The sequence below is a fragment of the Williamsia soli genome (assembly GCF_017377795.1).
Taxonomy (GTDB): domain Bacteria; phylum Actinomycetota; class Actinomycetes; order Mycobacteriales; family Mycobacteriaceae; genus Williamsia; species Williamsia soli.
Genome location: NZ_JAFRDR010000012.1, coordinates 84,569 through 110,302 on the forward strand (window position 1 = coordinate 84,569; position 25,734 = coordinate 110,302).

The 25,734-nt window shown below is 62.7% G+C and carries 35 protein-coding genes; 26 read left to right on the plus strand and 9 right to left on the minus strand.

Annotated elements, in window-relative coordinates; genetic code table 11:
- Positions 1-31: 31 nt before the first annotated feature.
- From J3S28_RS24835 to J3S28_RS24845, 3 genes are read left to right on the plus strand one after another with little or no spacing between them, the layout of a single operon-like run.
- Positions 32-988, plus strand: coding sequence for an ABC transporter substrate-binding protein (locus tag J3S28_RS24835; protein ID WP_372436074.1), 957 nt, complete (start codon positions 32-34; stop codon positions 986-988).
- Positions 989-993: 5 nt separating this feature from the next.
- Complete coding sequence (locus J3S28_RS24840; protein WP_207843631.1) at positions 994-2,100, plus strand: FecCD family ABC transporter permease; 1,107 nt, start codon at positions 994-996, stop codon at positions 2,098-2,100.
- Entirely contained in the window at positions 2,097-2,879 is a 783-nt protein-coding gene (locus tag J3S28_RS24845; protein ID WP_207843632.1) for an ABC transporter ATP-binding protein, read from the plus strand. Before J3S28_RS24840 ends, J3S28_RS24845 begins: the two co-directional genes overlap by 4 nt.
- A 300-nt stretch (positions 2,880-3,179) precedes the next feature.
- Here J3S28_RS24845 and J3S28_RS28505 read toward each other — a convergent pair whose 3' ends face one another.
- Positions 3,180-3,449: a hypothetical protein gene (locus J3S28_RS28505; protein WP_237342075.1), complete on the minus strand. Its 270-nt coding sequence runs from the start codon at positions 3,447-3,449 to the stop codon at positions 3,180-3,182.
- On the opposite strand from J3S28_RS28505, the gene J3S28_RS28910 reads away from it, so the two are divergent.
- The 10 genes from J3S28_RS28910 (at position 3,448) to J3S28_RS24895 (ending at position 10,256) form a co-directional block, all read left to right on the plus strand.
- Positions 3,448-3,561: a (2Fe-2S)-binding protein gene (locus tag J3S28_RS28910; protein WP_372436075.1), complete on the plus strand. Its 114-nt coding sequence runs from the start codon at positions 3,448-3,450 to the stop codon at positions 3,559-3,561. The genes J3S28_RS28505 and J3S28_RS28910 overlap by 2 nt on opposite strands.
- Before the next feature lie 121 nt (positions 3,562-3,682).
- Positions 3,683-4,186: a GAF domain-containing protein gene (locus J3S28_RS24855; protein ID WP_207843634.1), complete on the plus strand. Its 504-nt coding sequence runs from the start codon at positions 3,683-3,685 to the stop codon at positions 4,184-4,186.
- A gap of 80 nt (positions 4,187-4,266) precedes the next feature.
- Positions 4,267-4,761 carry a hypothetical protein gene (locus tag J3S28_RS24860; protein ID WP_207843635.1) on the plus strand — a complete coding sequence of 165 codons (495 nt, stop codon included), beginning with the start codon at positions 4,267-4,269 and terminating at the stop codon, positions 4,759-4,761.
- A gap of 283 nt (positions 4,762-5,044) precedes the next feature.
- Positions 5,045-5,827 (plus strand): hypothetical protein, encoded by a 783-nt coding sequence (locus J3S28_RS24865; RefSeq protein ID WP_207843636.1) that lies wholly within the window; start codon positions 5,045-5,047, stop codon positions 5,825-5,827.
- Between the two features lie 50 nt (positions 5,828-5,877).
- Positions 5,878-6,249, plus strand: coding sequence for a phage holin family protein (locus J3S28_RS24870; protein ID WP_237342076.1), 372 nt, complete (start codon positions 5,878-5,880; stop codon positions 6,247-6,249).
- Positions 6,246-6,866 (plus strand): DUF3618 domain-containing protein, encoded by a 621-nt coding sequence (locus J3S28_RS24875; protein ID WP_207843638.1) that lies wholly within the window; start codon positions 6,246-6,248, stop codon positions 6,864-6,866. The genes J3S28_RS24870 and J3S28_RS24875 overlap by 4 nt, the downstream gene beginning before the upstream one ends.
- 406 nt (positions 6,867-7,272) lie before the next feature.
- Positions 7,273-8,214 carry a manganese catalase family protein gene (locus J3S28_RS24880; RefSeq protein WP_207843639.1) on the plus strand — a complete coding sequence of 314 codons (942 nt, stop codon included), beginning with the start codon at positions 7,273-7,275 and terminating at the stop codon, positions 8,212-8,214.
- A gap of 145 nt (positions 8,215-8,359) precedes the next feature.
- On the plus strand, positions 8,360-8,740 hold the full coding sequence (locus tag J3S28_RS24885) for an ArsR/SmtB family transcription factor (protein ID WP_207843640.1): 381 nt from the start codon (positions 8,360-8,362) through the stop codon (positions 8,738-8,740).
- Positions 8,737-9,837, plus strand: coding sequence for an ACR3 family arsenite efflux transporter (arsB, locus tag J3S28_RS24890; RefSeq protein WP_207843641.1), 1,101 nt, complete (start codon positions 8,737-8,739; stop codon positions 9,835-9,837). Before J3S28_RS24885 ends, arsB begins: the two co-directional genes overlap by 4 nt.
- Entirely contained in the window at positions 9,837-10,256 is a 420-nt protein-coding gene (locus J3S28_RS24895; RefSeq protein WP_207843642.1) for an arsenate-mycothiol transferase ArsC, read from the plus strand. Before arsB ends, J3S28_RS24895 begins: the two co-directional genes overlap by 1 nt.
- Before the next feature lie 19 nt (positions 10,257-10,275).
- On the opposite strand, the gene J3S28_RS24900 is transcribed toward J3S28_RS24895, so the two are convergent.
- A complete protein-coding gene (locus J3S28_RS24900; protein WP_207843643.1) occupies positions 10,276-10,773 on the minus strand; it encodes an ArsI/CadI family heavy metal resistance metalloenzyme in 498 nt (165 codons plus the stop codon).
- 95 nt (positions 10,774-10,868) lie between these two features.
- On the opposite strand from J3S28_RS24900, the gene J3S28_RS24905 reads away from it, so the two are divergent.
- From J3S28_RS24905 to J3S28_RS24915, 3 genes are all read left to right on the plus strand, one after another.
- Positions 10,869-11,228 (plus strand): Rv2640c family ArsR-like transcriptional regulator, encoded by a 360-nt coding sequence (locus J3S28_RS24905; protein WP_207843644.1) that lies wholly within the window; start codon positions 10,869-10,871, stop codon positions 11,226-11,228.
- Positions 11,229-11,377: 149 nt separating this feature from the next.
- Positions 11,378-11,806 (plus strand): NAD(+)--rifampin ADP-ribosyltransferase, encoded by a 429-nt coding sequence (gene arr / locus J3S28_RS24910; protein ID WP_207843716.1) that lies wholly within the window; start codon positions 11,378-11,380, stop codon positions 11,804-11,806.
- Between the two features lie 138 nt (positions 11,807-11,944).
- Positions 11,945-13,408, plus strand: a complete 1,464-nt coding sequence (locus J3S28_RS24915; protein ID WP_307797415.1) for a UDP-N-acetylmuramoyl-L-alanyl-D-glutamate--2,6-diaminopimelate ligase — start codon at positions 11,945-11,947, stop codon at positions 13,406-13,408.
- A 78-nt stretch (positions 13,409-13,486) separates the two neighbouring features.
- On the opposite strand, the gene J3S28_RS24920 is transcribed toward J3S28_RS24915, so the two are convergent.
- The 4 genes from J3S28_RS24920 to J3S28_RS24935 form a co-directional block, all read right to left on the minus strand.
- Entirely contained in the window at positions 13,487-14,206 is a 720-nt protein-coding gene (locus J3S28_RS24920; RefSeq protein ID WP_207843646.1) for a GAF and ANTAR domain-containing protein, read from the minus strand.
- Between the two features lie 86 nt (positions 14,207-14,292).
- Entirely contained in the window at positions 14,293-14,679 is a 387-nt protein-coding gene (locus tag J3S28_RS24925) for a DUF6114 domain-containing protein (protein ID WP_207843717.1), read from the minus strand.
- An 11-nt stretch (positions 14,680-14,690) separates the two neighbouring features.
- Positions 14,691-15,164 (minus strand): DUF6230 family protein, encoded by a 474-nt coding sequence (locus tag J3S28_RS24930; protein WP_207843647.1) that lies wholly within the window; start codon positions 15,162-15,164, stop codon positions 14,691-14,693.
- Positions 15,165-15,321: 157 nt separating this feature from the next.
- Positions 15,322-15,933, minus strand: coding sequence for a DUF2231 domain-containing protein (locus tag J3S28_RS24935; protein ID WP_207843648.1), 612 nt, complete (start codon positions 15,931-15,933; stop codon positions 15,322-15,324).
- A gap of 395 nt (positions 15,934-16,328) precedes the next feature.
- Between J3S28_RS24935 and J3S28_RS24940 the strand changes: the two genes are divergently transcribed.
- The 4 genes from J3S28_RS24940 (at position 16,329) to J3S28_RS24955 (ending at position 18,200) form a co-directional block, all read left to right on the plus strand.
- Positions 16,329-16,766, plus strand: coding sequence for an Hsp20/alpha crystallin family protein (locus tag J3S28_RS24940; protein ID WP_207843649.1), 438 nt, complete (start codon positions 16,329-16,331; stop codon positions 16,764-16,766).
- A 235-nt stretch (positions 16,767-17,001) separates the two neighbouring features.
- Positions 17,002-17,319, plus strand: coding sequence for a hypothetical protein (locus J3S28_RS24945; RefSeq protein ID WP_207843650.1), 318 nt, complete (start codon positions 17,002-17,004; stop codon positions 17,317-17,319).
- Positions 17,316-17,810 (plus strand): hypothetical protein, encoded by a 495-nt coding sequence (locus tag J3S28_RS24950; protein WP_207843651.1) that lies wholly within the window; start codon positions 17,316-17,318, stop codon positions 17,808-17,810. The genes J3S28_RS24945 and J3S28_RS24950 overlap by 4 nt, the downstream gene beginning before the upstream one ends.
- 177 nt (positions 17,811-17,987) lie before the next feature.
- Complete coding sequence (locus J3S28_RS24955) at positions 17,988-18,200, plus strand: zinc-ribbon domain-containing protein (protein ID WP_207843652.1); 213 nt, start codon at positions 17,988-17,990, stop codon at positions 18,198-18,200.
- On the opposite strand, the gene J3S28_RS24960 is transcribed toward J3S28_RS24955, so the two are convergent.
- Positions 18,189-18,404 carry a hypothetical protein gene (locus J3S28_RS24960; RefSeq protein WP_207843653.1) on the minus strand — a complete coding sequence of 72 codons (216 nt, stop codon included), beginning with the start codon at positions 18,402-18,404 and terminating at the stop codon, positions 18,189-18,191. The two genes, J3S28_RS24955 and J3S28_RS24960, sit on opposite strands and share 12 nt — an antisense overlap.
- Before the next feature lie 280 nt (positions 18,405-18,684).
- Between J3S28_RS24960 and J3S28_RS24965 the strand changes: the two genes are divergently transcribed.
- The 4 genes from J3S28_RS24965 (at position 18,685) to J3S28_RS24980 (ending at position 21,289) form a co-directional block, all read left to right on the plus strand.
- Positions 18,685-20,025, plus strand: coding sequence for an APC family permease (locus tag J3S28_RS24965; protein WP_207843654.1), 1,341 nt, complete (start codon positions 18,685-18,687; stop codon positions 20,023-20,025).
- Positions 20,026-20,182: 157 nt separating this feature from the next.
- Entirely contained in the window at positions 20,183-20,320 is a 138-nt protein-coding gene (locus J3S28_RS28915) for an alcohol dehydrogenase catalytic domain-containing protein (RefSeq protein WP_237342079.1), read from the plus strand.
- 29 nt (positions 20,321-20,349) lie between these two features.
- Complete coding sequence (locus J3S28_RS28920; RefSeq protein WP_207843721.1) at positions 20,350-20,565, plus strand: hypothetical protein; 216 nt, start codon at positions 20,350-20,352, stop codon at positions 20,563-20,565.
- A gap of 109 nt (positions 20,566-20,674) precedes the next feature.
- Positions 20,675-21,289: a Type 1 glutamine amidotransferase-like domain-containing protein gene (locus J3S28_RS24980; RefSeq protein WP_207843655.1), complete on the plus strand. Its 615-nt coding sequence runs from the start codon at positions 20,675-20,677 to the stop codon at positions 21,287-21,289.
- Positions 21,290-21,791: 502 nt separating this feature from the next.
- On the opposite strand, the gene J3S28_RS24985 is transcribed toward J3S28_RS24980, so the two are convergent.
- Together J3S28_RS24985 and J3S28_RS24990 are read right to left on the minus strand one after the other, a co-directional pair.
- Positions 21,792-22,562, minus strand: a complete 771-nt coding sequence (locus tag J3S28_RS24985) for a thioesterase family protein (protein WP_207843656.1) — start codon at positions 22,560-22,562, stop codon at positions 21,792-21,794.
- 65 nt (positions 22,563-22,627) lie between these two features.
- Positions 22,628-22,900 (minus strand): hypothetical protein, encoded by a 273-nt coding sequence (locus J3S28_RS24990; RefSeq protein ID WP_207843657.1) that lies wholly within the window; start codon positions 22,898-22,900, stop codon positions 22,628-22,630.
- Between the two features lie 365 nt (positions 22,901-23,265).
- Here J3S28_RS24990 and J3S28_RS24995 point away from each other — a divergent pair, with 365 nt between their 5' ends.
- On the plus strand, positions 23,266-24,450 hold the full coding sequence (locus tag J3S28_RS24995) for an acyl-CoA dehydrogenase family protein (RefSeq protein WP_207843658.1): 1,185 nt from the start codon (positions 23,266-23,268) through the stop codon (positions 24,448-24,450).
- Between the two features lie 309 nt (positions 24,451-24,759).
- Positions 24,760-25,704 (plus strand): manganese catalase family protein, encoded by a 945-nt coding sequence (locus J3S28_RS25000; RefSeq protein ID WP_207843659.1) that lies wholly within the window; start codon positions 24,760-24,762, stop codon positions 25,702-25,704.
- Positions 25,705-25,734 lie beyond the last annotated feature (30 nt).

The following is a 25,734-nucleotide window of genomic DNA, read 5'->3' on the forward strand; positions in this document are numbered from 1 at the left end:
CGCGCTCGTTGCACTGTCAACGGCCACCGTCATGGCCCTGACCAGCTGTTCCCGGGGCGAGGACACCGCACCGAGCGAGTCGACGGTCGCCGCGTTTGCCGAGCCGGTGTCCATCACCAACTGCGACCGGCCGGCAACGTTTGACGCGCCGCCCCAACGGATCGTGTCGATGAACGATCACGTCACCGAAACCTTGATCCAGATGGGCGTGGGCGACCGGATAGTGGGCATGGGTTATGGCGAGAAACAGGATCCGTTACCTGAGGTCGCAGAACAGTTCAAAGCCATTCCATCGTTGGCGGCGGAATACCCCACGTTTGAACAGATCAGGGATCTTGATCCAGACTTGGTCGTGGGCGGGATGCGCAGCGCATTCGACGACAAGAACGGGCTGGGCCGAGACCGGCTCGAGGAGAACGGTATCGAGACCTTTCTGTTTTCCGAATACTGCACCGCCGGCTTCTCCGACCTTGGCGTGCTGCGCACCGATTTCACCCAACTCGGCGACATCTTGGGAGTACCGGAGGCCGCCGAGGAGCTGACGATGTCGATCACCGACCGGCTCGATGCCGTGCGTGAACGCCTCGATGCCGCCGGCATAGAACCCACGCGGACGTTCTTCTACGACTCCGGCGAAGACCAGCCCTTCACCGTCGGCGGCGTCGGTATCGGCAACCTCATCGGCGAGTACGCCCGCGCACAGAACATCACCCCCGAAGGACCCAAACCGTACTTCACCACCAGCTGGGAAGTGGTCGGTGAACGCGCGCCCGAGGCCATCGTCGTTCTCGACTACGGCGACACCGACGCCGACGGCAAGATCGCCTACCTCAAGAGCCAACCGATCATGGCCACCACACCCGCAATCCGCAACAACCGGATAGTCGTCGTACCGCTCGACGACTTCTTTGAAAGTTCGCGCCTGGCGACGTCAGTGGAAACCATCGCCCGCGGGCTGCACCCCGCCGCGTTCACCACCTCCGGATAACGCAGATGTCTGTCACCGCCTCGGCCGCCGATACACGACCTACGCCCGCCACTGAGCCAGACACCATAGAGATCAAGACCCGAGAACGTTTGCCGCTGTGGACAATACTGGCGCCGATGCTCGGCGGGTTGGCGCTGGCTATCGCCGGCGCCGTATCGGTGGGTACGGTCAACATCCCTTTCGGCGATGTGTGGGCCATCGTTGCCCAGCGCATCGCCCCGGGTTCGTTCGAAACCTGGTGGTCCGAAGCCCGCGACGCCATCGTGATCGACTCGCGGTTGCCCCGGGCGTTGACCGCAGCCGTGGTGGGTGCCGCCCTGGCGATCGCCGGCGCAGTCGCACAGGCGGTGACGCGAAATCCCCTGGCAGACCCGTTCCTGCTGGGAGTGTCCTCGGGTGCGGGGTTCGGCGTGGTGCTGGTGACCGTCCTCGGGGTAGGTGGCGGCGCTCTGGGCGTCTTCACGCTGCCAGCTGCGGCATTCCTGGGCGCTTTGCTCCCATTGGCAGGGGCCATCGCGATCAGTGTCCGAACCCAGGCGGTGACCGCGATCGTCCTGGTGGGGGTGGCGATGTCGATGGTTTTCTCTGCCCTGATCACCTTCACCCTGCTCGTCCTCGGCAACGACCATCAGATCGGGACCGTGATGCGCTGGCTTGCAGGAGGTTTCGGTGACGCTACCTGGACCATACTCGCCGTCCCGGCGGCGGTCCTGCTCGTCGTGGGCACTGGCGTTGTGGCGTGCAGCCGCCAGCTCAACCTGCTCCTGGTCGGTGACGACGGCGCGGCCGCCCTGGGCATGAACGTGCAGCGTTTCCGCATCCTGACGTTGCTCGCCGTGTCGCTGCTGACCGCCGCTGCCGTCGCGGTCTCGGGCACCATCGGGTTCATCGGATTGCTGATACCCCATGCCGCCGGCTACCTGGTGGGCCGAAACTCCGCCCGATTGATTCCTGTCGCTGCCGTGTCCGGCGCCCTGGCGCTCGTCGTCGCCGACATCATCGCCCGCGCAGTCAGCAACTCCACCGAGTTACCGGTCGGTGTCGTCACCGGCCTGGTCGGCGCCCCACTGTTTCTGGTGATGCTGTGGCACCGGTACGGAAAAGCCCAGTGAACCGGCTACATGCCCGCGCGGTGCAGGCACGACTGGGCCAACGAACCGTTCTACGTGGCGTCGACCTCGAGGTCGCACGCGGGCAAGTACTGGCGTTGGTCGGGCCCAACGGCAGCGGCAAAACAACGCTCTTGCGCACCTGCTACCGAGCCCTGGCCATCCACGCCGGTTCCATCACACTCGGCGACGACGACATCAGCACCCTGCACCGGCGAGATCTGGCCCGCTCCATCGGAGTCAGTGTCCAAGAACCCACCTCGCTCGGGGGCCTGACCGTCCGCGAATCAGTACAGCTCGGCCGCACCCCACACCGGCGGTGGCTCGAACCCTTCAACGTTCAGGACCGCGCCGTGGTCAGCGACGTCCTGAACAAAGTCGGCCTCACCGCGTTGGCAGATCGCGACCTCCTCGAACTCTCCGGCGGTGAGCGACAACGAGTCTCCATCGCCCGAGCACTGGCTCAACAACCACAGGTGTTGCTCCTGGACGAGCCGACCAACCACCTCGACCTGCGTCATCAGCTGACCATCCTGCACCTCCTCCGCGAACTCGCGGACCAAGGAACAGCAATCTTGGTAACCCTGCACGATCTGAGCATGGCGACCACCTACAGCGACCAGATGGCCGTCCTCGACGATGGTCGGCTCGCCGCCGTCGGCACCCCGGATACCGTTCTGCAACCAGAGCTGCTCGCAACAGTCTTCGGAGTGGATGCACACGTCATCTCCGATGAGCAGGGTCGACGAACCCTCGACGTTCACGGCCTCGCTGATGCCTGACGACCATCCAACACACCTGAACCACAGTCATCCCCTTCGCGGCACCCTGCTGACCGATCCAGCATGGCTTTCCGACCGCATCACCGACACCGGTCGACGGTGGGACTGCACCAACGCACGTATCAACGCCACCCTGTGGTGGTACTCGGCCAGCTCCACCCTTGTCGCCCGCCCCATCGAAGCCCTACTGGCGACCGGTCGCGCGCCGACACCACACCTTCAGCAGCTACGATTCACTTTGCGCGACAACGGATATCTGGCAACAACTCAATCCTCGACCATCATCGACGGGTCCGAACGCTACTCGGCCGCACTCATCGACGTGTGCGTCGCCATCATCACGCCCTTGGCAGCCATCTCCCGTGCATCGCCGCGTGCCCTGTGGGCCATCGCATCCGATTCGGTCGCGAACCGTGCACTCGATGCAGGCACAGCCCTCAACCGAATGCCCGACGCCTGCACGCTCGCCGCAGCAGTATGCCGCCCACCGTTCATACGCCCACGATTCACGACCACACCACCAACCACGACTGCTGAGGCATCCAGACAGTCCTGCGGAACACCGATCATACGACGCACCTCATGCTGTTTGATCTACCAAGCAACCGACGGTGACAAGTGCACGAGCTGCCCCCGACGGCCTCGGCAGCCCGTCCGGCCCAGACGCCCCGCATCAACCTGATTCACCGGCAGACCCACGTGCACCGCGACCCAGGTGTCCGCCTGAACAACCATCACCGTCAGCGCCGACTGTAGGATCCTCATCTGATCTCGAGCCAGGTATTCATGGCCAGATCGCGCAATTGACACGCGACTTGCATACGTCGCGAGAACATCCGCTCACCGCAGACGAGGTTCTCCAGGAGGTCACTGAGGCGTCTGTGGCGCTGCTACCAAGTGTCACTCACGCCGGGATCACCGTGATCACCGAGACCGGCCATGGTCACGAAGCCGTGCTGAAATCGGTGCTGGCGAGTGATCCGGTTCCGACGCACGCCGATGCATTGCAGCAAGAACACGGTGAGGGCCCGGGCCTCGATGCGATCTGGGAGCAGTACGCCGTGCGGATCAACAACGTCGAGACCGAGCGTCGCTGGCCGAAGCTCATGCTCGCTCTATTCAACGAGACCTCGATTCGATCGGTCCTGTCTTTTCAGCTTTATACCAACGGACCCGAAGTCGGAGTTCTCACCTTCTACGCTGAAGTTCCGGATGCGTTCGACGAGGACACCGAAGATCTCGCAGTCGATCTCGCCACCCACGCTGCCATCGCTTTGACCGCTGCCCGCAAGGGCAAGCAGGGGTGACTGAGTAGTAGAAGCCGTACCGAATCGCTGGAGGTCGCGCACTGCGGACCGTTTTCCCTTGATCAGTCATAGTTACCCGTATGTCACGATCAACAGTAGAGCGGTTTGCCCGCGTTGCCGGCCACATCAGTTGGTGGGTGTTCGTGGTTGCCACTCTCTTCGCCGGCGGAATCAATTGGTGGGAAAGGCATTCGACCTTCGCCGCATCGTTCGCACATGATGTCGGATGGACGATGTATACACCCCTGACCACCACTGGGTCGGGCTATGTCGACGTTCAGTGGGAGCCAACCTACGACTACTGGTGGCAATCGCCTGGCGTCTATGGGTTGATTGCTTTCATCATCGTCGTGGTTGTAGCGGTAATCGACGCGTTCGTTGGCGGGCGCATTGCTTCCGGAATTGTCACCGTGCTGGTGCCCGTCGTGGTGTTGGGCTTGTTTGTGCTGGCTACGCCGGATGCCATCGAAGGCGTCGAGTTACCCACAATCCTCTCGATGCTTCTGGTCTTGGTCGCGATAGCGATCCGTGAGGTGTGGACGCGCGCGGTACGGCCGCGGCCACGGTGGCAGTAGCCATCCGGCAGGGCCAACGGCGCCCGCCGCGGCGAAAGCACGGCGGCCGGCCCAGGCGCTTCGGTTCAGAAACGAGCCGGGGTGCCGCTCGCGCAACCCTTTTCAGGGCGACTATTCGTATTCACGCCTCTTACCCTGCCCACGAATTGTGGGTACCACCCACCTTCGACTCGATCGAAAACAGGGCGGGGGTTGAAGCTCTGGCAATCGGGTACCCAGCGAACAGGTTAAAACCCCTGGCCTAGTGTCCGCTTCACGTCGACGACGAATGTGAGCTCCCCTCATGACAACACCTAGCCCAACCCCGCCCTACCCTGATGCCGCTTCTTCGCAACCAGATTCGTCCTCGAGCCAGGGATCGACAGTTGATGTCGCCACCCAGCAAGCCGGTGAGGTCGCCGGCACCGCCACCGATGCCGGCAAACATGTCGCGGGTGTGGCCACCGAACAAGCCCAGCAGGTCGCCGGTGAGGTCAAGAACCAGACTCAGGACCTGCTGAATCAGACCCGCCAGGAGCTGACGACTCAGGCAGCTGCCCAGCAGCAGCGTGTCGCCGGTGGGCTGCGGGCTCTCTCGGACGAGTTCGACAGCATGGCAAAGAACTCCGAGAATCCCGGCATGGCAACGGATCTGACGCGGCAGGCGTCGCAGCGCGCCTACACCGTCGCATCCTGGCTCGAAGATCGAGAACCCGGCCAGATTCTGGACGAGGTCACCCGCTTCGCTCGCCGCAAACCCGGAACATTTCTGGCGCTGGCCGCAGGTGCAGGTTTGCTCGCCGGACGGCTCGGACGCGGACTGACGGCTGCCAACAGCGACAACGATTCCACTCGCCCGTCGTCTTCCGGCCACACCGAGGGCGCCCCCACCGCATCCCTTCCGCCGCTGCAGCAGGCGCCTACCGCGGCGGGTTACGCCGCGCCGCCGCCCGGATATTCCTCCGGTCAGCACGCCGCTGACCCCGCCGGCGCTGTGCCGGTGGCGGACTCGCCGTACACCGTTCCGCCGGCGTCGGCGCCTCAGCCGGGCCATCCGCAGCACCCGGCGCCGGGTGTGACGCGATGACTGTGCCCGGACCCGGATCCCCCGCCCACGGCGGCGGTGAGCCCCCCTCCTTGGGGGAGCTGTTGTCTAACGTCAGCGAGGATTTGTCAGTTCTGGTTCGCCAAGAGCTGGCCCTCGCCAAAGCCGAAGCGACGCAAACTGCGAGCCGCGTAGGCAAAGGCACCGGTATGCTCGCCGGCGCCGCGGTCGCCGGCTACTTCGTGCTGTTGTTTCTCTCCGTCGCATTGTGGTGGAGCCTGGGCAACGCGATGGGGCACGGTTGGTCTGCACTGATCGTCGTGCTCGTTTGGGCCGCCATCGGCGCCGTACTCGCCGTCCTCGGCCGTTCCTCGCTGCGTAAAGCCAAGGGTCTGCCGCAGACCACTGACACCGTCAGCAAAATCCCCGGCGCGTTGACGCCGCACCCTCAGGAGACATCATGACCAGCAGTTCAAATCCCGATCAGATCCGTGCCGACATCGAACGCACCCGCGCCGCACTCAGTTCAGACGTCAACACCCTTGCCTACGAGGCAAACCCGGCCACAATGGCGAAACGCAAAGTAGGACGGGTCACCGGGTCGCTGTCCAGTGTGCGCGAGAAGGTCATGGGCTCGGCCACCGACACAGCACAAGGCACCTCCGACGCGGCCAGTTCGGCGATGTCGTCGGTGTCTGATACCGCGCAGTCCGCCTCCGACGCCGTACAGTCCGCACCCGGCGCGCTCAAAGCACAGACCCAGGGCAACCCACTGGCGGCCGGGCTGATCGCGTTCGGCGCCGGCCTGTTGGTGTCTGCGCTGATCCCGGCGAGCGAGCGCGAGCAACAGGCCGCGGTAGCGCTGCAAGAAAAGGCGCAGCCGATCACCGACGAAGTCACTGACATCGCCAAGCAAACTGCCCAGAACCTGCAGGCACCGGCACAAGAGGCAGCGCAAGCTGTGAAAGACACTGCCACCGACGCTGCGGCGACGGTCAAGGACGAAGGGGCGTCCGCAGCCCAGGACGTTCAGGACCACGCGCAACAGGCCACCACCACGGTCGCCGACCAGCAACGCTGAACCCGAGGGTCGGGGCGGTGCACCGTCGCACCGCCCCCACCTCGCGCTCGCCACCATGGGCGCACCTCTGGCCCGCGAACGTCCTCTGCCCCAAGCCTTTAAGCACCAGAAGCGGACCGACGGGGCAGCGCCGCCGCGTCTGGTGAGCGGCATGTGAGGCGCCACCCACCACCTCTTATCGGCGTACGGGGTTTGTCAGATGACGCTTTGGGTATGACCATTGCGACCAGTTGCTCCAGAATGCGGCGTCTGTCGACGGAGTGGACCTCAACCGCTACGGGCGTTTATATGATCGCGTCCTCGCTCAAAGATGAAGGCCTGGAGCTGCCGATCCGGCCCACCCGATTACCTCCACCGACCCGTTCCGGCAACGCCGGAACCTCGCCAACTGAGCTCAAGGAGAATCATGTACCTACATACACAGCAATTGATCAACGAAATCGCGGTCGACGAGCCCGATCCCGCCGCAGCGAACGCTTTGCAAGAAGGTTTGGGCGGGCAATTCGGCGAGATGCGCACGATGATGCAGTACCTATTCCAATCGATGAACTTTCGCGGGGATGCTGCGTCCAAGCCGTATCGGGACCTGCTGCAGGGTGTCGGCACCGAAGAGATCAGCCACGTCGAACTCATCGGTACAACCATCTCCCGGCTTTTGGACGGCTCTCCGGAGTATCGGGGCAAGAAGACCGACCCGGTAGACAAGCCAGGCGCCAAGGGTGCCACACCGCTGAAGATTGCCCTCGATACCAGCAACATCCACCACTATCTGGTCGGCGCGCAGGGCGCGCTCCCGGTCGATGCCGCGGGCAATCCCTGGTTGGGATCCTATGTCTACAACAGCGGCAATCTCGTGCTGGACCTGCTGTACAACTTGATGCTGGAATCGACTGGCCGCCTGCAGAAGTGCCGGATCTATGAGATGACCGACAACAAGACAGCCCGTTCGACGATCGCGTACCTCATCGTCCGCGACCAAGCCCACGAGAACGCTTTCGCCAAAGCCCTTGAAAGCCTCGGCGTCAACTGGGGGTCGATTCTCCCGATTCCCAAGACAAACGCCGAACGATTCCCCGAAGTCAAAAAGCTTGTCGACAAGGGTTTGCAGAGCATCCAGTTCACATTCAGCGCTGACAACCAGAGCGATGCCGCCAAGCTCTACCGCGGCGCGTCACCCAGCAACGACGGAACCGAGTTGAGCACTGCGATCATGCCTGAAGGGTTCCCGATGACCATCGCCCCAGAACGGCGGGAAGAGTTCTCACCCGGGCTGGACAAAGACCTGCTCGCGCTCATCCAGGCCACCGCAGAGGTCGAGATCGCCGCAGCCGACGACCCCAAGAAGTAGCAGCTCCGCAGAGTTGGTCTGGGTAACGGTGCGACAGATTGTTTCCGTCGCATCGTTACCCTCCTTCTTGGCCTGAACCCTCCGGCCTGACGTCGAACGCGAACTCGACTTGTGTTACTGATTCGACATCTGTCAATATTGACAGATGTCGAACCAAAGCCGGACGCCCCGCGAGAAAGTGTGTTGCTCGCCGCTCATGCGGGCGCCGCTCAGCGCCGACCACACCATCGGGTTGGCCCATATGTTCAAAGCATTGAGCGATCCGGTGCGGCTGCGGTTGCTGAGCCTGGTGGCCAGCCATCAGGGCGGCGAGGCGTGCGTCTGCGACATCTCCGGATCCTTTGATCTGTCTCAACCAACGATTTCTCATCACCTAAAAGTCCTGCGCCAGGCCGGGCTGCTCGACTGCGAACGGCGCGGCACCTGGGTGTATTACTGGGTCATTCCGTCTGCCCTGCAACAGCTTTCCTCCGTACTGAGCGCAGTCGACCCCACCGCGGATGACGTCGCACTGGTCACCTCATGAGCACCCCCACCGACACCTCCGGGCACCCTGCAGTCGTCGGCAAACTCTCCACGCTTGATCGCTTCCTGCCGGTGTGGATCGGCGTCGCGATGGTCGTGGGCCTGGTCCTGGGACGACTATTCTCCGGACTCGACGACGCACTGTCGTCCATCTCGGTCGACGGTGTCTCGCTGCCCATCGCGATCGGATTGCTGGTCATGATGTATCCGGTCCTGGCGAAGGTCCGTTACGACCGACTCGACACAGTGACCGGCGACAAACGCCTCCTGGTCGGATCCCTGGCGCTCAACTGGATCCTGGGTCCGGCATTGATGTTCGCCTTGGCCTGGATTTTTCTCGCGGATCTTCCCGAGTACCGGACCGGCCTGATCATCGTCGGTCTGGCCCGGTGTATCGCAATGGTCATCATCTGGAACGACCTCGCTTGCGGCGATCGCGAGGCCGCCGCAGTACTGGTGGCGATCAACTCGGTGTTCCAGGTGATCATGTTCGCCGTCCTCGGCTGGTTCTACCTTTCAGTGCTGCCGGGGTGGCTCGGCTTGGAACAGACCACCATCGACGCCTCCCCCTGGCAGATCGCGAAGTCCGTACTGATCTTCCTCGGCATCCCGCTCGTTGTCGGGTTCCTCTCGCGCTACCTGGGCGAGAAAACCAAGGGCCGTGACTGGTACGAGTCGACGTTCATCCCGAGGATCAGCCCGTGGGCGCTCTACGGTTTGCTGTTCACGATCGTCATCCTCTTCGCGCTGCAGGGTGATCGAATCACCTCGCAGCCACTCGACGTCGTCCGGATCGCGATCCCGTTGCTGGTGTACTTCGCTCTCATGTGGGGTGGTGGATACGCCCTCGGCGCCACCGTGGGACTCGGCTACGAGCGCACGACCACCCTGGCGTTCACTGCGGCCGGCAACAACTTCGAACTCGCCATTGCTGTTGCAATCGCCACCTACGGTGCCACCTCCGGCCAAGCCCTCGCCGGTGTTGTCGGCCCTCTGATCGAGGTCCCGGTGTTGGTGGGACTCGTCTATGTCTCCCTAGCATTACGCAAACGTTTCGCGCCGCGACACACTACGGCGCCGGCCTCCGAGGTGTCTTGATGTCCCCTACCCCGAGTGTGTTGTTCGTCTGCGTGAGCAATCGTGGTAAATCAGTGATGGCGCAGGCACTTACGCGAGAAATCGCCGGCCGCGCGATCAGCGCCTCTTCGGCCGGCACTGCGGCCGCCATCGGCGGGCGCGTCAACGAACTGTCCGCACAAGCACTGGCCGAAGTCGGGGCGGAGGTCAGCGACCACCAGCCGCGACAGCTCACCGACGATCTCATGCTCGCCGCGGACCTCATCGTCGTGTTGGGTAGCTCGGCCGAGGTCGTCGCACCAGATGGTGTCATCGTCGAAGTCTGGGACACCGATGAACCTTCCCAGCGGGGCATCGACGGCATCGAACGCATGCGCGCGATCCGCGACGACATCGCTGCCCGGGTCGCGAACCTCACCACCCGACTGACCTCGAGCTGAGCGACTCGTTGGCCAAACATCAACAGCAGGCCGTGCCGGTACTCGGTGCGGCTTCTGCGGCCTGAGACGACCCGGAGCTGCTGCAACACACCGAAGGATCATCGCCTCCAACTACGCCCTCTGCCAACAGCTTCGGGCTCATCCCGAACGTATCGGAGTCAGCAAGCACGGTGTACACCTCCCACTTCTCGCCCGCAGGGCCGGTTACCCACACCTTGTCCTGAGTGGCGAAACAGCACGTTGCGTTGACTTCCTCCTCCGTGAACAACCCCTCGCCGTCGAGCCGGGCAATTTCCGAGTGCACCTTCTCGCTCGAGTCGACCTCGACACCGAGGTGGTTGATCGTTCCGCCCTGACCCGGATTTTCAAGCAACACCAGCTTCAGCGGCGGCTCGGCGACAGCAAAGTTCGCGTATCCCGGCTTGCGTTTGGCCGGTGCAACATTGAAGAGCTTCGAGTAGAACTCGATCGCTTGATCCAGATCATCGACATTGAGCGCCAGCTGCATACGGGACATGACTACCTCCACCTGTGAGACATATATCAAATTGTCGGCTAGTACAGTTTGACCACCTCTTCGACATATGTCAATGAACTCGGTAGAGTTGCTCCATGCCCAAAACGTTGCCGGTCATCGACATGAGTGCGCCCATCTGCTGCGCACCCGTCTCCGCGTCGGCGATGGACGACGCGGCCGCGCTCGAAGTCGCGTTGCGGCTCAAGGCGCTTGCCGATCCGGTTCGGATCAAACTGATGTCAATTCTGCTCACCGACGACGCTGGTGAGGTGTGCACATGTGACCTTGCGGCCGCGGTCGGATTGTCCGAGCCGACGGTCAGCCACCACCTCGGGCAGCTCAAAAAGGCCGGGATGGTTAGCCCGGAGCGTCGCGGGATGAATGTGTTCTACCGTGCGCACACAGATGCGTTACAGGCACTGCGCCAGGTTCTCGACCCGCTGTGCTGTCGCTGAACTCTCCGCGTCGAGATCGGTACAGCCGACCAGGTCGGCGCTCTTCTTCCCTCTTCAGAGTACTGCGGGGGTAGGGGCTTGCGGCAAGCCCCCGGATCGCATCCATAATCGTCGGGCAAACATCCGACCAGGGGGCCTCGATGGCAGAAATGGCTGATACGCCGGAACGTTTCAAGGTGCATGAATCAGGGGCGTACTTTCACGGCACCAAGGCCGATCTCCGAACGGGCGACTTCCTGATGCCCGGCCACCGATCGAATTATCGTCCAGAGCACATATCAAATTATGTCTACATGACGAAGGTGTTGGACGGTGCGGTACTCGCGGCAGAGATGGCGGTTGGCGACGGTGCGTGCCGGGTCTACGTCGTGGAGCCGCAAGACGACGTGGAAGATGATCCCAACGTGACCGACAAGAAATTTCCCGGTAATCCAACGCATTCTTATCGGAGTGGTAAGCCGGTAAGAGTTGTCGGGGAAGTGTCTGATTGGGTAGGCCATCCTCCTGAATATCTTCGGCAGTTCCGGGCAGGGTTGGACGCGCTGGCCCGACGTGGCGGCAATGTCTTGTATGACTGATCCACATACGCAGAGGCAGATCACCACCCGGCGCCGCCGGCTACGGGGTGACGCGTCCGGGCGGCGTTTGTCGCGGCGGCGGATGGGTAATGCTGGCAGGTGGAAAGAGCGGTCACGTCCCGAACCCCTCCGCGGTGCGTGACCGTAAATGAACTGTCCGCGTACGTGGCCGGTCACGCACTGGTCGCGACGGCGACTGACCGCGCCGTCGAGAACATCCGGATCGACTCGCGCACAGTGCGTCCTGGCGACGCATACGTAGCCATTCCTGGCAACCGATGGCACGGGATGGATTTCGAGAACGAAGCAGCGCGAGCAGGCGCGGTCGTCATCATCAGCGACCGGCCATCGACGGTACTGCCCTCCGTCCTGGTTGACGACCCACGCCAAGTGATAGGTCCTCTGTGCGCATGGTTCTACGGCACCTCTCCGAACGACCCCCGCGTGTTCGGAGTCACCGGCACCAACGGCAAGACCAGTACCGCCCACTTTCTCGAAGCCGGCCTCTCTGCTGCCGGGGAGACTGCGGGGCTGATCTCCGGCACTCACATCAGAGGACCCGGCTGCGACTGGGTCCCCGAACGGACAACACCCGAAGCCACCACCTTGCATCAGACGCTGGCGGCCTTCCGGCAGTCGGGTGTCACCGCGTGCGCGATGGAGGTGTCTTCGCACGCGATCGATCAACGGCGGATCGGCGGCATCACTTACCGGGTCATGGCGTTCACCAACCTCGCACCAGATCACCTCGATTACCACGGCACAATCGAGAACTATTACGCAACAAAAGCATCCATGTTCGAATCGGAACGAACCGATATCGCCGTGGTCAACGTTGCCGACACGTATGGACGCCGTCTGGCCGCGGCCTCCGGTGCCCCGGTCTGGACGTGCGGATCACAAAATCCCGCAGCCGACGTGTACGCCGACAACATCATCTGCGACGCGTCCGGCTCCCGGTTCGATGTCCACAGCCCCGCCGGCCGGGTTGGCATGCGTCTGCAGACCATGGGCGCATTTCAGGTGGAGAACGCACTCACGGCACTGACAGCGCTGATCGCTGACGGGGTCGATCTCGGCAGCGCCGCCGAGGGTATGTCATCGTTGCCCGCAATCGCGGGCCGATGCCAACCGGTGCACGCAGGACAAACCTTCACCGCCGTTGTCGACTACATGCACAACACCGCCGGCCAACGGGCACTTCTGCCATACCTGAGGTCGCTGACCGACGGCCGCATCATCGTTGTCGCGGGAGCCACGGGCGGCCGCGATCCGAACAAGCGGCGGCCACTGGGTGCCTACGCAGGAACCCACGCGGATGTCGTGATCGTGACCGACGAAAGCCCGGAGGACGAGGACCCGGCAGCAATCCGGTCTGCGGTGTTGTCCGGCGCGCGTCAGGCGCGCCACGCGCGTGTCATCGAGGAACCTGATCGGCGCACGGCCATCGACCGCGCCGTCACGCTGGCCGGCCCGGCCGATGCGGTGGTTGTGGCCGGCAGGGGCAGTGATCCCATCCAACGATTTGGCGCACGAACAGTTCCCTTCGACGACCATGCACAACTATGGCAGGCCATCGCAGCAACCATGTGCGTGAGATGACGGTGACGATTGGACCCGAGTCAAATCCACCATCGACGTGCCCAGATCGGCGGCGGCCCGAGCCCGAACTGCGCCCGACTACTCGTCGCCGGTGGGTGAGCCCAGCTCGACGAGTTGCGCGCTGAGCTTGGCAACGGGTGTATTGGAATCCTGCGACAGCTTCACCAGAAGGTTGAACGCTTGCACAGCGTCGACGCGAAATCGTTCCATGATCATGCCCTTGGCCTGACCAATGATGTCACGACTTGCCAAGGCCGACTCGAACTGCTCACGGCTGTTGGCCATGTGCAGCGCTACTGCCGCGTTGGTGGCGAGCATGAGCCCGACCTCTTCGTCGCGGTCATCGAACGCGTCGGCCGCTTTCCCGAAGACGTTGAGAGCCGCTCGCACATTCGGCGCGGTGTACAGCTTGAAGGAAAGCATGCTGGTGACACCGGCATCGGTTGCGCCACGGCAAAACTCAGGCCATCGGGTTTCGGTGTTCAGGTCATCGGCCCGGACGAGGGTGGTCCCCCCGGCGGCGTCGATGCAAGGCCCTTCACCCACCTGCTCCTGCAAATCATCCATCTCACGAGGGAGTGCACTCGTTGCAGCGTAGGAACGGAACGTCTTCTTGCGGCCCGCGATGATCAGGATGTCGGCACTGTCCGCGCCATCGAGCAATTCGACCACGGCAGCGGTGACCGCTCCCAGGGCTTCGTCAGCGCTGTGGGCGGCTGACACGCCCTCGGCAAGCGAAGCCAGCGCTGTGGCCACATTGGGACCACGGGGGTCGGCTGAACGAATGGGAGATGACATGTGTTTGCTCTCGGCTGAGTAGCGATGCAAACAATTCGGTCGTCGACATCCCGCTTAAATCCGTTGATCGGCTTCAAATCCTGACTCTACGCCTCGCGACCAGCAGTGGGAAGCGGTACTCCGGTCCAGGCGAGGGTGAGGCCGGCGCCGACGATCCCCAAGAGGGTGCCGATGATGAAGCCGCCGAAGTTGGCCGCAGGTAGCGCAACCAGCGCAATGACCATGGCGCTGATGCCGGCGGGCAGTCGTGCTTGTGGTTTGGCCAGGCAGATTGCGCCGCTCAGGAGCATGAGAATCCCCAGGAACAGTGTGGACACCCCGGAGATGGTGCTGATGGTGATCAAGACGTCGCCCACGTGAAATGTGGTGTAAGCGGGCGAAAGAAGGCATAGCCCGGACGCGATCGTAACGACACCGCCCCCGAAAGGTCGCTCAATTCGCCATCGCCTGAACCGATCTCGGCAACTGACCACTCGCGGGTTGGTCAGCAACTGTCCGACCCCTTGTCGACACCTATGGTGAAATCCTTCATGGATATCGCAGTTGCGTTCAGGGCGATCAGCTCGATGCGCGCGTTGGTCATGGAGGCGTCTTCGACCGCTTTTGCCGAGGTGACCACACCTTCGGTAGAGCCGTCGCTATTGATGTCGAGGCCGAGTTTGGCGTTGGCCGCGGAGATGGAACCACCGAGCGACGAGGAGTCCACGACCAGGTTTTCCACGGTGGTGTTTGTGCCCGGGACCCGGACGTACATGGTGATGTCGCCGACGATCGGCAGTCCGTGGGCGACGGTCGACAAGCAGACATCGGTCAGTGTTGCCGAACCGATGACAATCGCGACGCTGGGTACGTCACCTTCGGTGGTGGTCGTGACCTCGCGGGCATAGACAGTGACGTTCTGCGCCTTTCCGGATGTGATGGTCGCGATCGAGGGTTGGCCGGAGATGGCGAGATTCATCGGCAGCTCACCGCTGGCGATACCACCCCCGATGAACGTTGCCCCGACAAAGCCTGCTGCCGTGCAGGCGGCGAACCGCCGTTTTCGTATCGTGCCCAGGCATGCCGACGCAGCATGAGGCGAACTCCGGAGCTAGGAAAGTTCGATGCGCACCGTCTCACCGCTCGCGGAGGACGCCGGCACCCTGGGCGTAGGACAAATGGCCTCCGAGCGCACCGCCGAGGCCTGCGACCATCAGGCCGGCCACAGTCCATGCCAGACCTGCGATGCCCGAACTGCGACGTCGTCGCCACCACGATTGCGCGAAGCAACTGATCCCGACTGTGTTGGCGGCGACGTGCACGACCGCGACACGTCTCTGGGGGATGTCCAGGGTGGTGTATTCCACCAGCCCGGTGACCGACGCGGGAACTGCCGCCGCGATACCGAACGCCAACAGGCGCCGAGCGGCGGTGCTCTGGCCGGTCAGATCGAGTACCGGGACCGACATCCACGCCCCGATCGGGACTGTCACCATGATGGGGTGCAGCGGGTGCCCCAGCCAGTGTCCCCGCAGGAACTTCGATGCTGCCGAGGGTATTGCCCGCTCGAGCAAGATGGCCAGGTTGTCGGCGGGTGAATCGACGAAGGACAGCTTTTCGGCCGATAGCAGTGCGCGGGCCGGAAGCCGGGCGGGGTCGTTGGTCGACGCGTCCGGAGCGGCGGAGGGTTCGTGTTCGGTCGCGTTCTCGACCATCGGTCCGTCGGCGCTGTTCGGGGGTGTGGTCATGGTCTGGGTTCCGTCCCGTATGGCGATCGCGATTCTTCCCGCGCTGCGCCCAGGATGCCCGGGGCGTGCACTTTCAAACCCATGAACCTCGTATTCTGCGAGGTTCTACGGATGCACTCCGGTGGCGACCGCACGCGGGCTCGGCTCGCCGCGGGCCGACTCCGCGAAACCATGAATTCTGCCCGCTTGATCCCACCTCTTGCAGACTGACAACAGGGCCATGTGCCGCATGGCCCTTTGCGCCCAGTCACGCTGTGGGGCAGTCTTTTCGGCCTGAAAAATTCTTCGTGACGGAGGTCTTGCGGGCGGCGTGTGCGAGTGCTAAAACATGTTCTGCACAGTGATTGGTAGCCCGCCAACCAGTGGCGGGCCCAGAATAGAGGAGGTGGGTTGCTGTGCTTCGTTTCGATCCTTTCGGTGATGTTGATGCTTTGACCCGCGGGTTGCTGCAATCGGCGGGGTCGCCTCGAACACCACGGTTCATGCCGATGGACCTGTGCAAACTCGACGGTCACTACCTGTTGACCGCGGACCTGCCCGGGGTGGACCCCGGATCAGTGGACGTCAGCGTCGACAACGGGGTCCTGACCCTCTCCGCGCAACGCACCGCACGCTCTGACGAGGGTGTGCAGTGGCTGACCAACGAACGACCCTTCGGCTCCTACCGACGACAACTGACCCTCGGCGACGGCATCGACCCGACCGCGATTTCCGCGCACTACGACAACGGCGTGTTGTCGGTGACCATCCCGCTCGCCGAGAAGGCCCCGCCCCGCCGCATCGAGATCGAACACAGCGGCGGCGCCCGGTCCATCGAACCAGCCGGCGGCTGATGCTGGTCCTCTGGGCAGCTGACCCGGTAGACCGCCGATGTCCGCGATCGCCGCCAAAACCCAAACCGACGGCTCACGTCTGACCGAGCGACAGGAGGTGCGTATCGATTCAGCAACACAAACCATGTGGTGGTGCCGCCCAGAACCTGAGCGGCACCACCACTGACCGTCACCAGCGATGGTGGGTCACGAGCTTAGTTGTACGCGTGTGGGTTTCACCGAAAGTGAGAGGAGCATGAGTAACCCATCCCACAAGCCGACCAACACTGCGCGAGCAGACACTGCGGCACTCACCGCAGCGGCGGTGGCCAACGCTCTGCTGTTGATGGTTGGCGTTCAGATCATTCTCGGCAGTTCCATCGGCACGGTCGCTATGACCACATTGATGACGGTGGCATTGATGGCCGGCGCATTCCGTGCCCTGGGCCGACTTGCCGACCTCGAAACCAACTTCGCAGCGGCCGAACCCGCCACCGGAGAACACTCGACCGAGGCGCGCGAGACATTCGACACTCCCACAACATCTTCGGGGAAGCCAGGAGTCCTGGGATGAAGACAGTCAACGACGTTGCAGACGTGTGGTTCACCGACGAACTCGTCCGGTGGTTGCCCACCAACACGTCAGGTGTAGACGATGTGACCCGGTGGGCATGGGACGAGGAGCACCGCATCTGGTTGACAACGGTGTCGAGACACTCCACCGCACAGCCCGACAGCGATCCCGCCGAGCGCAAGGTCTATCCCGCACTTTTACTGGAGAATGCCGTACGAACGGTCAGAGATGCCACAGGAACCGATCCGTTCGACTGGGATATCGCAGAGGTGGTGTCCAACCCTGGCCCACCCGACGACTACCTCCCTATACTCGGCCGGGGTCGAGCGATCATCAACGGTCGGTTATACCTCGGCACCACTATCCAGGTCGACAGCAGCATGTTCGTCGCCACTGTCCTCGACGGGCAGTGGATCGGCGCTCTGCAGCCGCGTAGTCGCCACCACCCCAAGTTGAACGTGCAGTATGCGACGTGGAACCGCGCGGGATAGATGGTGTTCCTGCGTTGTTCGCGCGCTCACTGCCCGCGTAATGCATCTCGCCTACCCCCGCTCACGCGGGATGATCAGGCGACGGCGCCAGCAGCACCAACAGCTCGTCATCTCGGCCGAACCTCTCGGTGCCGAGATCCACACCGTTTGCTCGAACCGGATCTCTATGCTGGCTGTGTGCTCCTGTTCTTCGGTTACGGCCTCAAGCGGCAACAACTCGGCTCCGGCGGCGTCCGAGCGTGCCCTCGGTGCCACAACACCACTCAATGGGCGCGGATGCGGGAGTTCAAGCAGTTCACACTGTTCTTCGTCCCGATCGCGCGCTGGAATCGTCGGCAGTTCGAGCAATGCGGTATTTGCGGTGCCGCAGTAGAAACTTCAGAGCGGTGACGACCCCACCGTAAGCGTCAACACGACGATCACAGTTGCCAAGATCGCGGCGATGACGACCACCCCACCCCAGTCACCCCATAACAGGTCCTGCTCGACCGACGAGGTCGAGACACCCGCCTCGTCGTGGTCAGTCCGCACCTGAGTTGCGACCCACCCCAACTTCCCAGACGCATCCAGGTCGAGTTCACCCACACCAGACATCACGACTCCCATTCACCAATTCCACGCCCGACCACCGGTACCGGCGTGATAGTAACCAGCCACCCAACTCTCAAACGCGTCAAAAGTGCGGTCGTGCCGGTCCACACCAGTAGCCGCGAACCGTTGCCCCGCGCGATCAGTCGGCACCTGTCGGTTTGACGGCAGGTTTCCGTTCTCGGTGCAGCGGCTACATCTACCGGCGACGATCGCTGAGGACACAGCTGATCCTGTCCGAGATCGATCAGCCACGGCCTACGGGCCTGCACCACGGGAGACACCAATGACGGCCGCGGCCAATTCTTCGGGTACTCAGGTGAGAGATGACGAGCCCGAATCGAAACTGAAGCGGAAGATCACCGGTCCCCTGCTTTTCTTCTTCATTCTGGGCGACGTGCTCGGGGCCGGTATCTACGCGCTGATGGGCGTGCTGTCCGAAGAAGTCGGTGGCGCACTATGGGCACCACTCATCGTCGCGCTCTTGCTCGCCCTACTGACTGCAGGTTCTTATGCCGAATTGGTGACCAAGTATCCGCAGGCCGGAGGCGCTGCCGTCTTTGCCGCCCGCGCCTATAGGTGGCCGATCGTGTCGTTCCTCGTGGGGTTCTGCATGCTCGCCGCCGGGGTGACCAGCGCGGCTGGACTCGCGCTTGCGTTCTCCGGGGAGTATCTGACCACCTTCATCGACGTACCCGCCGTCCCGGCCGCGATGGTGTTCCTCGTGTTGGTCGCGTGCCTCAATGCCAGAGGTATCAGCGAGTCGGTACGGAGCAATGTCGCGATGACAGTCGTCGAGCTGAGTGGCTTGGTCATCGTCATCGTCGTTGTCGCGATCATGCTCGGCAACGGTAACGGGGACGTGTCCAGGGTGGGCGACTTCCCGGACGGAGCCACCCCTGCGCTGGCAATCCTCAGCGGCGCGATCATCGCCTACTACTCGTTCGTCGGGTTCGAGACCTCGGCAAATGTCGCCGAGGAGATCCGCAATCCGAGCCGGGTGTATCCCCTCGCGCTCTTCGGATCCCTGATCACTGCCGGAGTTGTGTACGTCCTGGTCGGTCTCGCGAGCTCTGTTGCCTTGCCGTCTGCTGAATTGTCCGAGTCGTCGGGACCTCTGCTCGCGGTGGTCGGCGCGTCCGGCGTCGGCATACCTGATGGGGTTTTCAGCGCGATCGCCCTCGTGGCAGTCGCCAACGGCGCGCTGTTGACCATGATCATGGCGAGCCGACTCGCCTTCGGTATGGCCGAGAACAAACTGTTGCCAAGCGCAATGGGCAAAGTATTGCCCAACCGTGGCACCCCGTGGGCTGCCATCGCCGCGACAACGCTCGTGGCCATGCTGCTCACGATCACCGGCGACCTGTCGACCCTGGCCGAGACGGTGGTGCTGCTCCTGCTGTTCGTCTTCATCTCGACCAACATCGCCGTCCTCGTCCTGCGTCGTGATCGCGTGCAGCACAAACATTTCCGCATCCCCGCAGTCGTACCGATTCTCGGGGTGGCATCGTGCGTGTTACTGCTCACGCAGCAGAGTGCACAGGTGTGGATGTTCGGTGGACTTCTCCTCGCGATCGGCGTGGTGTTGCATGTCGCCGCGACCTGGGTGCGTCACCGCGCGTCCTGATCCCCGCAGGGGCCGAGCCGATCCGGACACATGCGGCCGCGGTGCGCAGACATCCCAGCGTAGGTCCGTCCACGCAATCGAGGGATACTCTGGCAATACACCCCTTGACAGTGACTCCCCCAGCCCAGAGGGAACTGGTTTCGCGAAAACACACCCAATGAAGGAGAGTCCGGCCGAGCACATCCCGATGGGCCACGACTACGTCGGAACAGTCACCCAGATCGGCCACACGGTGAAAAACGTTGGAGTCGGCGACTTCGTAGGCGGATCATTCTTCGCCTCCGACAACACCTGAGAGATCTGCCAGGCGGGCTACCAGTCGCGGTGCGTCCACGCGCAGATCATGGGCGAGATCGGTACCCAAGCCGAGTTGGCCCGCATCCCGTCCGCCGGTTCCTCCCCGACCTCGTCGAGCTCATCTGGAACCGCACCATCGATCCCGGCAAGGTCTTCGGCCTCACCCTTCCCCTCGAGCACGCCGCCGGAGGCTTCAAGGCGATGGACGAGCGCCGCGCCACGAAGGTGCTGCTGACCGTCTGACCCGGCTCGACTCACCGAGAGGCCAATCCGCATCCACCGCCAATGGCTCGCCTCAGATCTCGGCCCTGCGCGAGTGGTAACCGCCCGACCGGCGTGACACGCTGTTGTCGTGGCCGAACTCCTGCTGGTGAGCCGCTGGTTGTCCTCGATTCCGGGTTTCTTGACGCCCCGAACGGGACCCGGCGCGCGAATAGGTTTCGTCCCGACCGCGTCGTCGATCTACGATGATCGCGCCTGGGTCGATCTCGACCGGACCACGCTTCATGATCAAGGTTGGCAGACGGTCGAATTGGACATCGAAGCCATGGCCTCAGCAGACATGGAAAGTGCCCTGACAACCGTCGATGCGGTCTTTGTCTCCGGGGGCAATGTGTTCCATCTGCTTGCGGCGATGCGACGCACCGGATTTGCCGAGATCCTGACTGCACGCGTACTGGCAGGTCTCCCCTACATCGGTGCCAGTGCCGGGGCCTGCGTCGTCGGCTCCGACATCGCACCGCTCGGCCTGCTCGACGACCCCACAGAGGCGACCGGACTGCACTCCACGACCGGGCTCGGCTGGATCGATGAGGTCATCGTGCCGCACGCCGACGGCATTGTTTCCGGGCCCGCCGTCATCGACGAGGTTGTTCGCCTCTACGGCGAGCAATTCCCTCTGCGTCTGCTCGCCGACGACCAGGCATTGCTGGTCTCCGCAGGCACGCTGTCGGTCGTCGCGTCCTGACGTGCGAGACCACGGGTCGGCCGTCGCTTACTTCCGCGGTGGCTGACCTCGCGTTCGGCAAGCATCAGCATTGTTGAAAATTACGAATACCATTGTGGAGACAATGGTATTCGTGATATCTCTGGTACAGAGAAACGCTCAGTGTTTCATCGAAACAATTCGAACATTTGGCGGGCCTGAACTGGTAACTCAGCGCCATTCTCGATTGCCCTTCGGACCCGCCTGCATCTATTGCCAGGGGTCCGGAGGACTGGGACGAATACATTTGTACCGAAGCATGATTGATGGTTTGTCCGCACCGAATCACACATCAAAGGTCGAGGAAGGACCACTATGCTATCTGCGATTTTTTACTTCATCGAGTCCATAGACAACGCGCTCTGGGATATCGCCGAGGCTATCGTGACCGGCAGCGACGCCTAGCCTCAGCGCAGTTTTGGCCGCCACAAAGTCCTGTGGCGGCCAGAATGCGTGCACCCGCCGATGAACGCGGAACAACTGGTCAGTAAGGCCGAATGGTGAGTATCTGCGACTGCGTCCCGATCGGGCCGGCCACATCATGCAAGGTGCTACTGGTCAGGCCGACCCCATCCGTCCCGAAGGACACCGCCGTGTCGAATCCGATCCATCGACTCGTGGGTTGTCGGAAGAAGTGTGCGGTGAGATCGAGGTTCGGGTAGGCGATTTCACGCGGATCAGCGCGAACCGCCATTCCGTTCGCGATGTCGAGGAGTCCCGCAACGGACGCCAGAATGCTGACCTGCTCACCGTCGACCAGTGGCTGCGCGGTTCGAACCCAATAGGTCGCCCTGCCGGTATCCGTCTGTTTGCGCCGGACCTCGACCGAGGCGATGAAACCGCCCGGCCATACGCTCGACGGGTCCCACGTCTCGAAGGCCTCAGGCGGTTCGATGCGCCCCAACGACGTACCGGCGTGCGCGTCGGTATCCCCCGATCGCATCAACCAGGCGCGCAACCGGACTATCGCACGTCCGGCATGACCGAGAACGGCCTCCACCAACTCGATCGTCCGCCCTCCACGAAGGACGGTGACAGAGACCTCGCAGGGCGCGAGCGGCACCGTACCGAGGATGTCGTACGACAGTCGACTGATGGCGAGCCGGTCGTCGCGCCGGGCGTCGCGATCGGATTCGACGGCGTGGACCAGCAGTCCCAGCGCAGGCGCGATGTGCTGCTCCTCGAGGTTCCAGGCACCACCGACGTGAGGGGTGGGACGGAAGGTCTCGGCTCCTAGCCGTTCGAAATAGGACATCAGCCCTCACCACTTCAGTTAGTCTCAATTAACTGAAGTGAGTGTAGACCATGGGGCGAGATGCCCTATTCGAGCCACTGGAGCGCGAACGCCAGACCGATCACGCCAATCGCGATCAGGAGGCTCACCGACGCAAGCAGCAACCCGCCGAGGACGAGGGCGGCAACAAAGACCACCGACCCGATGGCGAGGGCGAACGATGCGCCGAGCGCGATGGTCGCAGTTACATCTGGTTCATCGCGGCCGTTGAAAGCGCTCGGCTGCGACATCCACCTGTCAGACAGGGCCGACGGCCCCACCGCTCGCCGGTCTTCCGAATCATCATCACCAGGATGCATGTGGTGTCCCCGGACCCGTATCCCACACGCGTCATCCGCTGACAGCTGTGCAGGAACGTCTCGATCGTTTTGCGTGGCAACAGTTCACGTCGACAATCAGCGGAACGCTGCCCGACCAGCATGCGTGTATCCGAGATGATGACGGCGTCGTGGCTGGTTCCGCACAACCCGCGGCGCCCGGCTCATGTACTCCGCGGCGGCTGGTTGTCAGCCGCCAGATCAGAATAGGCTGCGCACCCGCGACGCACAAGAGTCGCCGTCGGCACCAGAGCTGTCTGTTCTACTGGCTTCACCGCACGGTGACCAGACGGGTCACAGCGACGAACAGTGCCCGGCGTAACGACCCCATCCGATTGAGGAGCGTCATGACTCACAGGCCCTCGCAGCCTCGCACCGATTCGCCGCGTTATCTGACCGAGGATCGTCTGTCGATCCGTGACCTCGCCCGCGAATTCGCGATGAAGGAGGTGCTTCCGGTAGCGAATGCACTCGACCCGGTGCAAGGCACCATTCCAGAGGCTCTCAAGCAGTCGATGGCCGACATCGGGTTCTTCGGAATCATGATCCCCGAGGAGTTCGGCGGCCTGGGTCTGGGAGTGTTCGAATACTGTCTGGTGGCCGAGGAGTTGTCCCGGGCCTGGATGAGCGTGAGCGGCCTGCTTGCTCGCGGCAACGGCATGGGCGGCGGATTCACAGCCGCGCAGGAGGCGGATCTGCTTCCCCGTGTCGCGCGCGGCGAGTATCTCGGCGCCTACGCACTGTCCGAGGCCGACGCCGGGTCCGACGTCGCCAACATTGCGTGCAGGGCCACCCGCGACGGTGACGACTGGGTTGTCACCGGCACGAAGATGTGGTGCACCTACGCCCACGAGGCCGACTACATGGTCCTGTTCGCAAGAACAGACCCGGTCAAGGATCCGGCCAAACCCCACCGCGGCATCAGCGCATTCTTGATCGACAAACAGCGCAACGATTTTCCTGCAGGCATCTCAGGTACCAAGATTCGCAAGATCGGTTATTTCGGATGGAACACCTGGGAATTGGCCTTCGACGATTTCCGGATTCCGAAAGACCGGATGCTCGGAGAAGAGGGTAAGGGCTTCTACCTGGCAGTGTCGGGGCTCGAGGTCGGCCGCGCCCACACCGCGGCCCGCGCAATCGGGCTGGCTCGCGGTGCGCTGGAGGATTCCATCGCGTACATGCACGCCCGCCGGCAATTCGGACACCCCCTCGCCGACTTCCAATACTTGCGGTTCAAGATCGCCAAAATGGCGGCAGACATAGAGGCAGCTCGTCAATTGATGTACTCGGTCGCGACCGACATCGACACCGGCCGGCGCTGCTCACTGGAGGCATCGATGTGCAAACTCGTTGCCACCGAGATGGCGGAGCAGGTCACCAGTGAAGCCGTTCAGATCCATGGCGGCGCCGGCTACACCACCGACTTCCAGGTCGAACGGTATTGGCGCGATGCGCGTTTGACCAAGATCTTCGAGGGCACCAGCGAAATACAGATGCGGATCATCTCCGACGAACTCCTCGGGCGTTAGAGGGTTCGCCCTGTCAGCGAAAAGTCCAAGGCACGCCAATCGCACCGCAGCCGCGGTGCCCCGAACTCGGCTCGGCGTGCGGTGTTTGCTCGGGAACGTGGTGGGTATTCCGACCTCGACCGGTTGCTCCAGAATGCGGTGGTCTGTCGGCGCGCACTGTTTCATGCTGCTCTCGCAGTGGTTTCCTTGTGCTCGTCTTTCAAGAAACATACCCGCACAATGTCTTCGCCGAGCCAGACCGATCGGCGATCGAGGCACGACCACATTTCGGCATGTCCGAAATCGGTTCGCAGCGAACTGAGGAGAATCATGTATCTGCACACTCAAGAATTGATCAACGAAATCGTCGTCGACGAGCCCGACCCCGCCGCGGCGAATGCTCTTCAAGAAGGCCTCGGCGGACAGTTCGGTGAGATGCGAACCATGATGCAGTATCTGTTCCAGTCCATGAACTTTCGCGGTGATCCTGCCTCCAAGGCGTATAAGGATCTGCTCCAGGGTGTCGGCACCGAGGAGATCAGTCACGTCGAGCTTATCGGCACGACCATCTCCCGCCTTCTGGATGGCTCTCCCGAATACAACGGCAAGAAGACCGACCCTGTCGACAAACCCGGCGCAAAAGGGGCCACGCCGCTCAGCATCGCCCTGGATACCAGCAACATTCACCACTATCTCGTCGGCGCACAGGGAGCACTCCCAGTAGACGCCGCAGGCAACCCGTGGTCTGGCTCATATGTGTACAACAGTGGAAATCTGGTCCTGGACCTGCTGTACAACTTGATGCTCGAATCGACCGGGCGACTGCAGAAGTGCCGAATCTACGAAATGACCGACAACAAGGCCGCGCGCTCGACGATCTCGTATCTGATCGTCCGCGACCAGGCTCACGAGAACGCATTCGCCAAAGCCCTGGAAAGTCTCGGAGTGAACTGGGGTTCGGTTCTACCTATTCCCAAGACGAATGCCGAACGCTTCCCTGAGGTGAAGAAGCTGGTCGACAAGGGACTACAGAGCATCCAGTACACGTTCAGCGCAGACGACAAGAGTCACGCGGCAAAGCTCTATCGTGGAGCCTCACCGTCTGGTGATGGGACCGAACTGTCCACTGCGATCAAGCCAGAAGGCTCTCCGATGACCATCGCGCCGGAGCGACGTGAGGAGTTCGCGCCTGGTCTCGACAAGGATCTGCTGGCCCTGATCCAGGCAACAGCCGAGGTGGAGATCGCCGCAGCGAACGACCCTGGCAGCAAATAGCTGACAACATCAGCAAGTAGATGACGACGG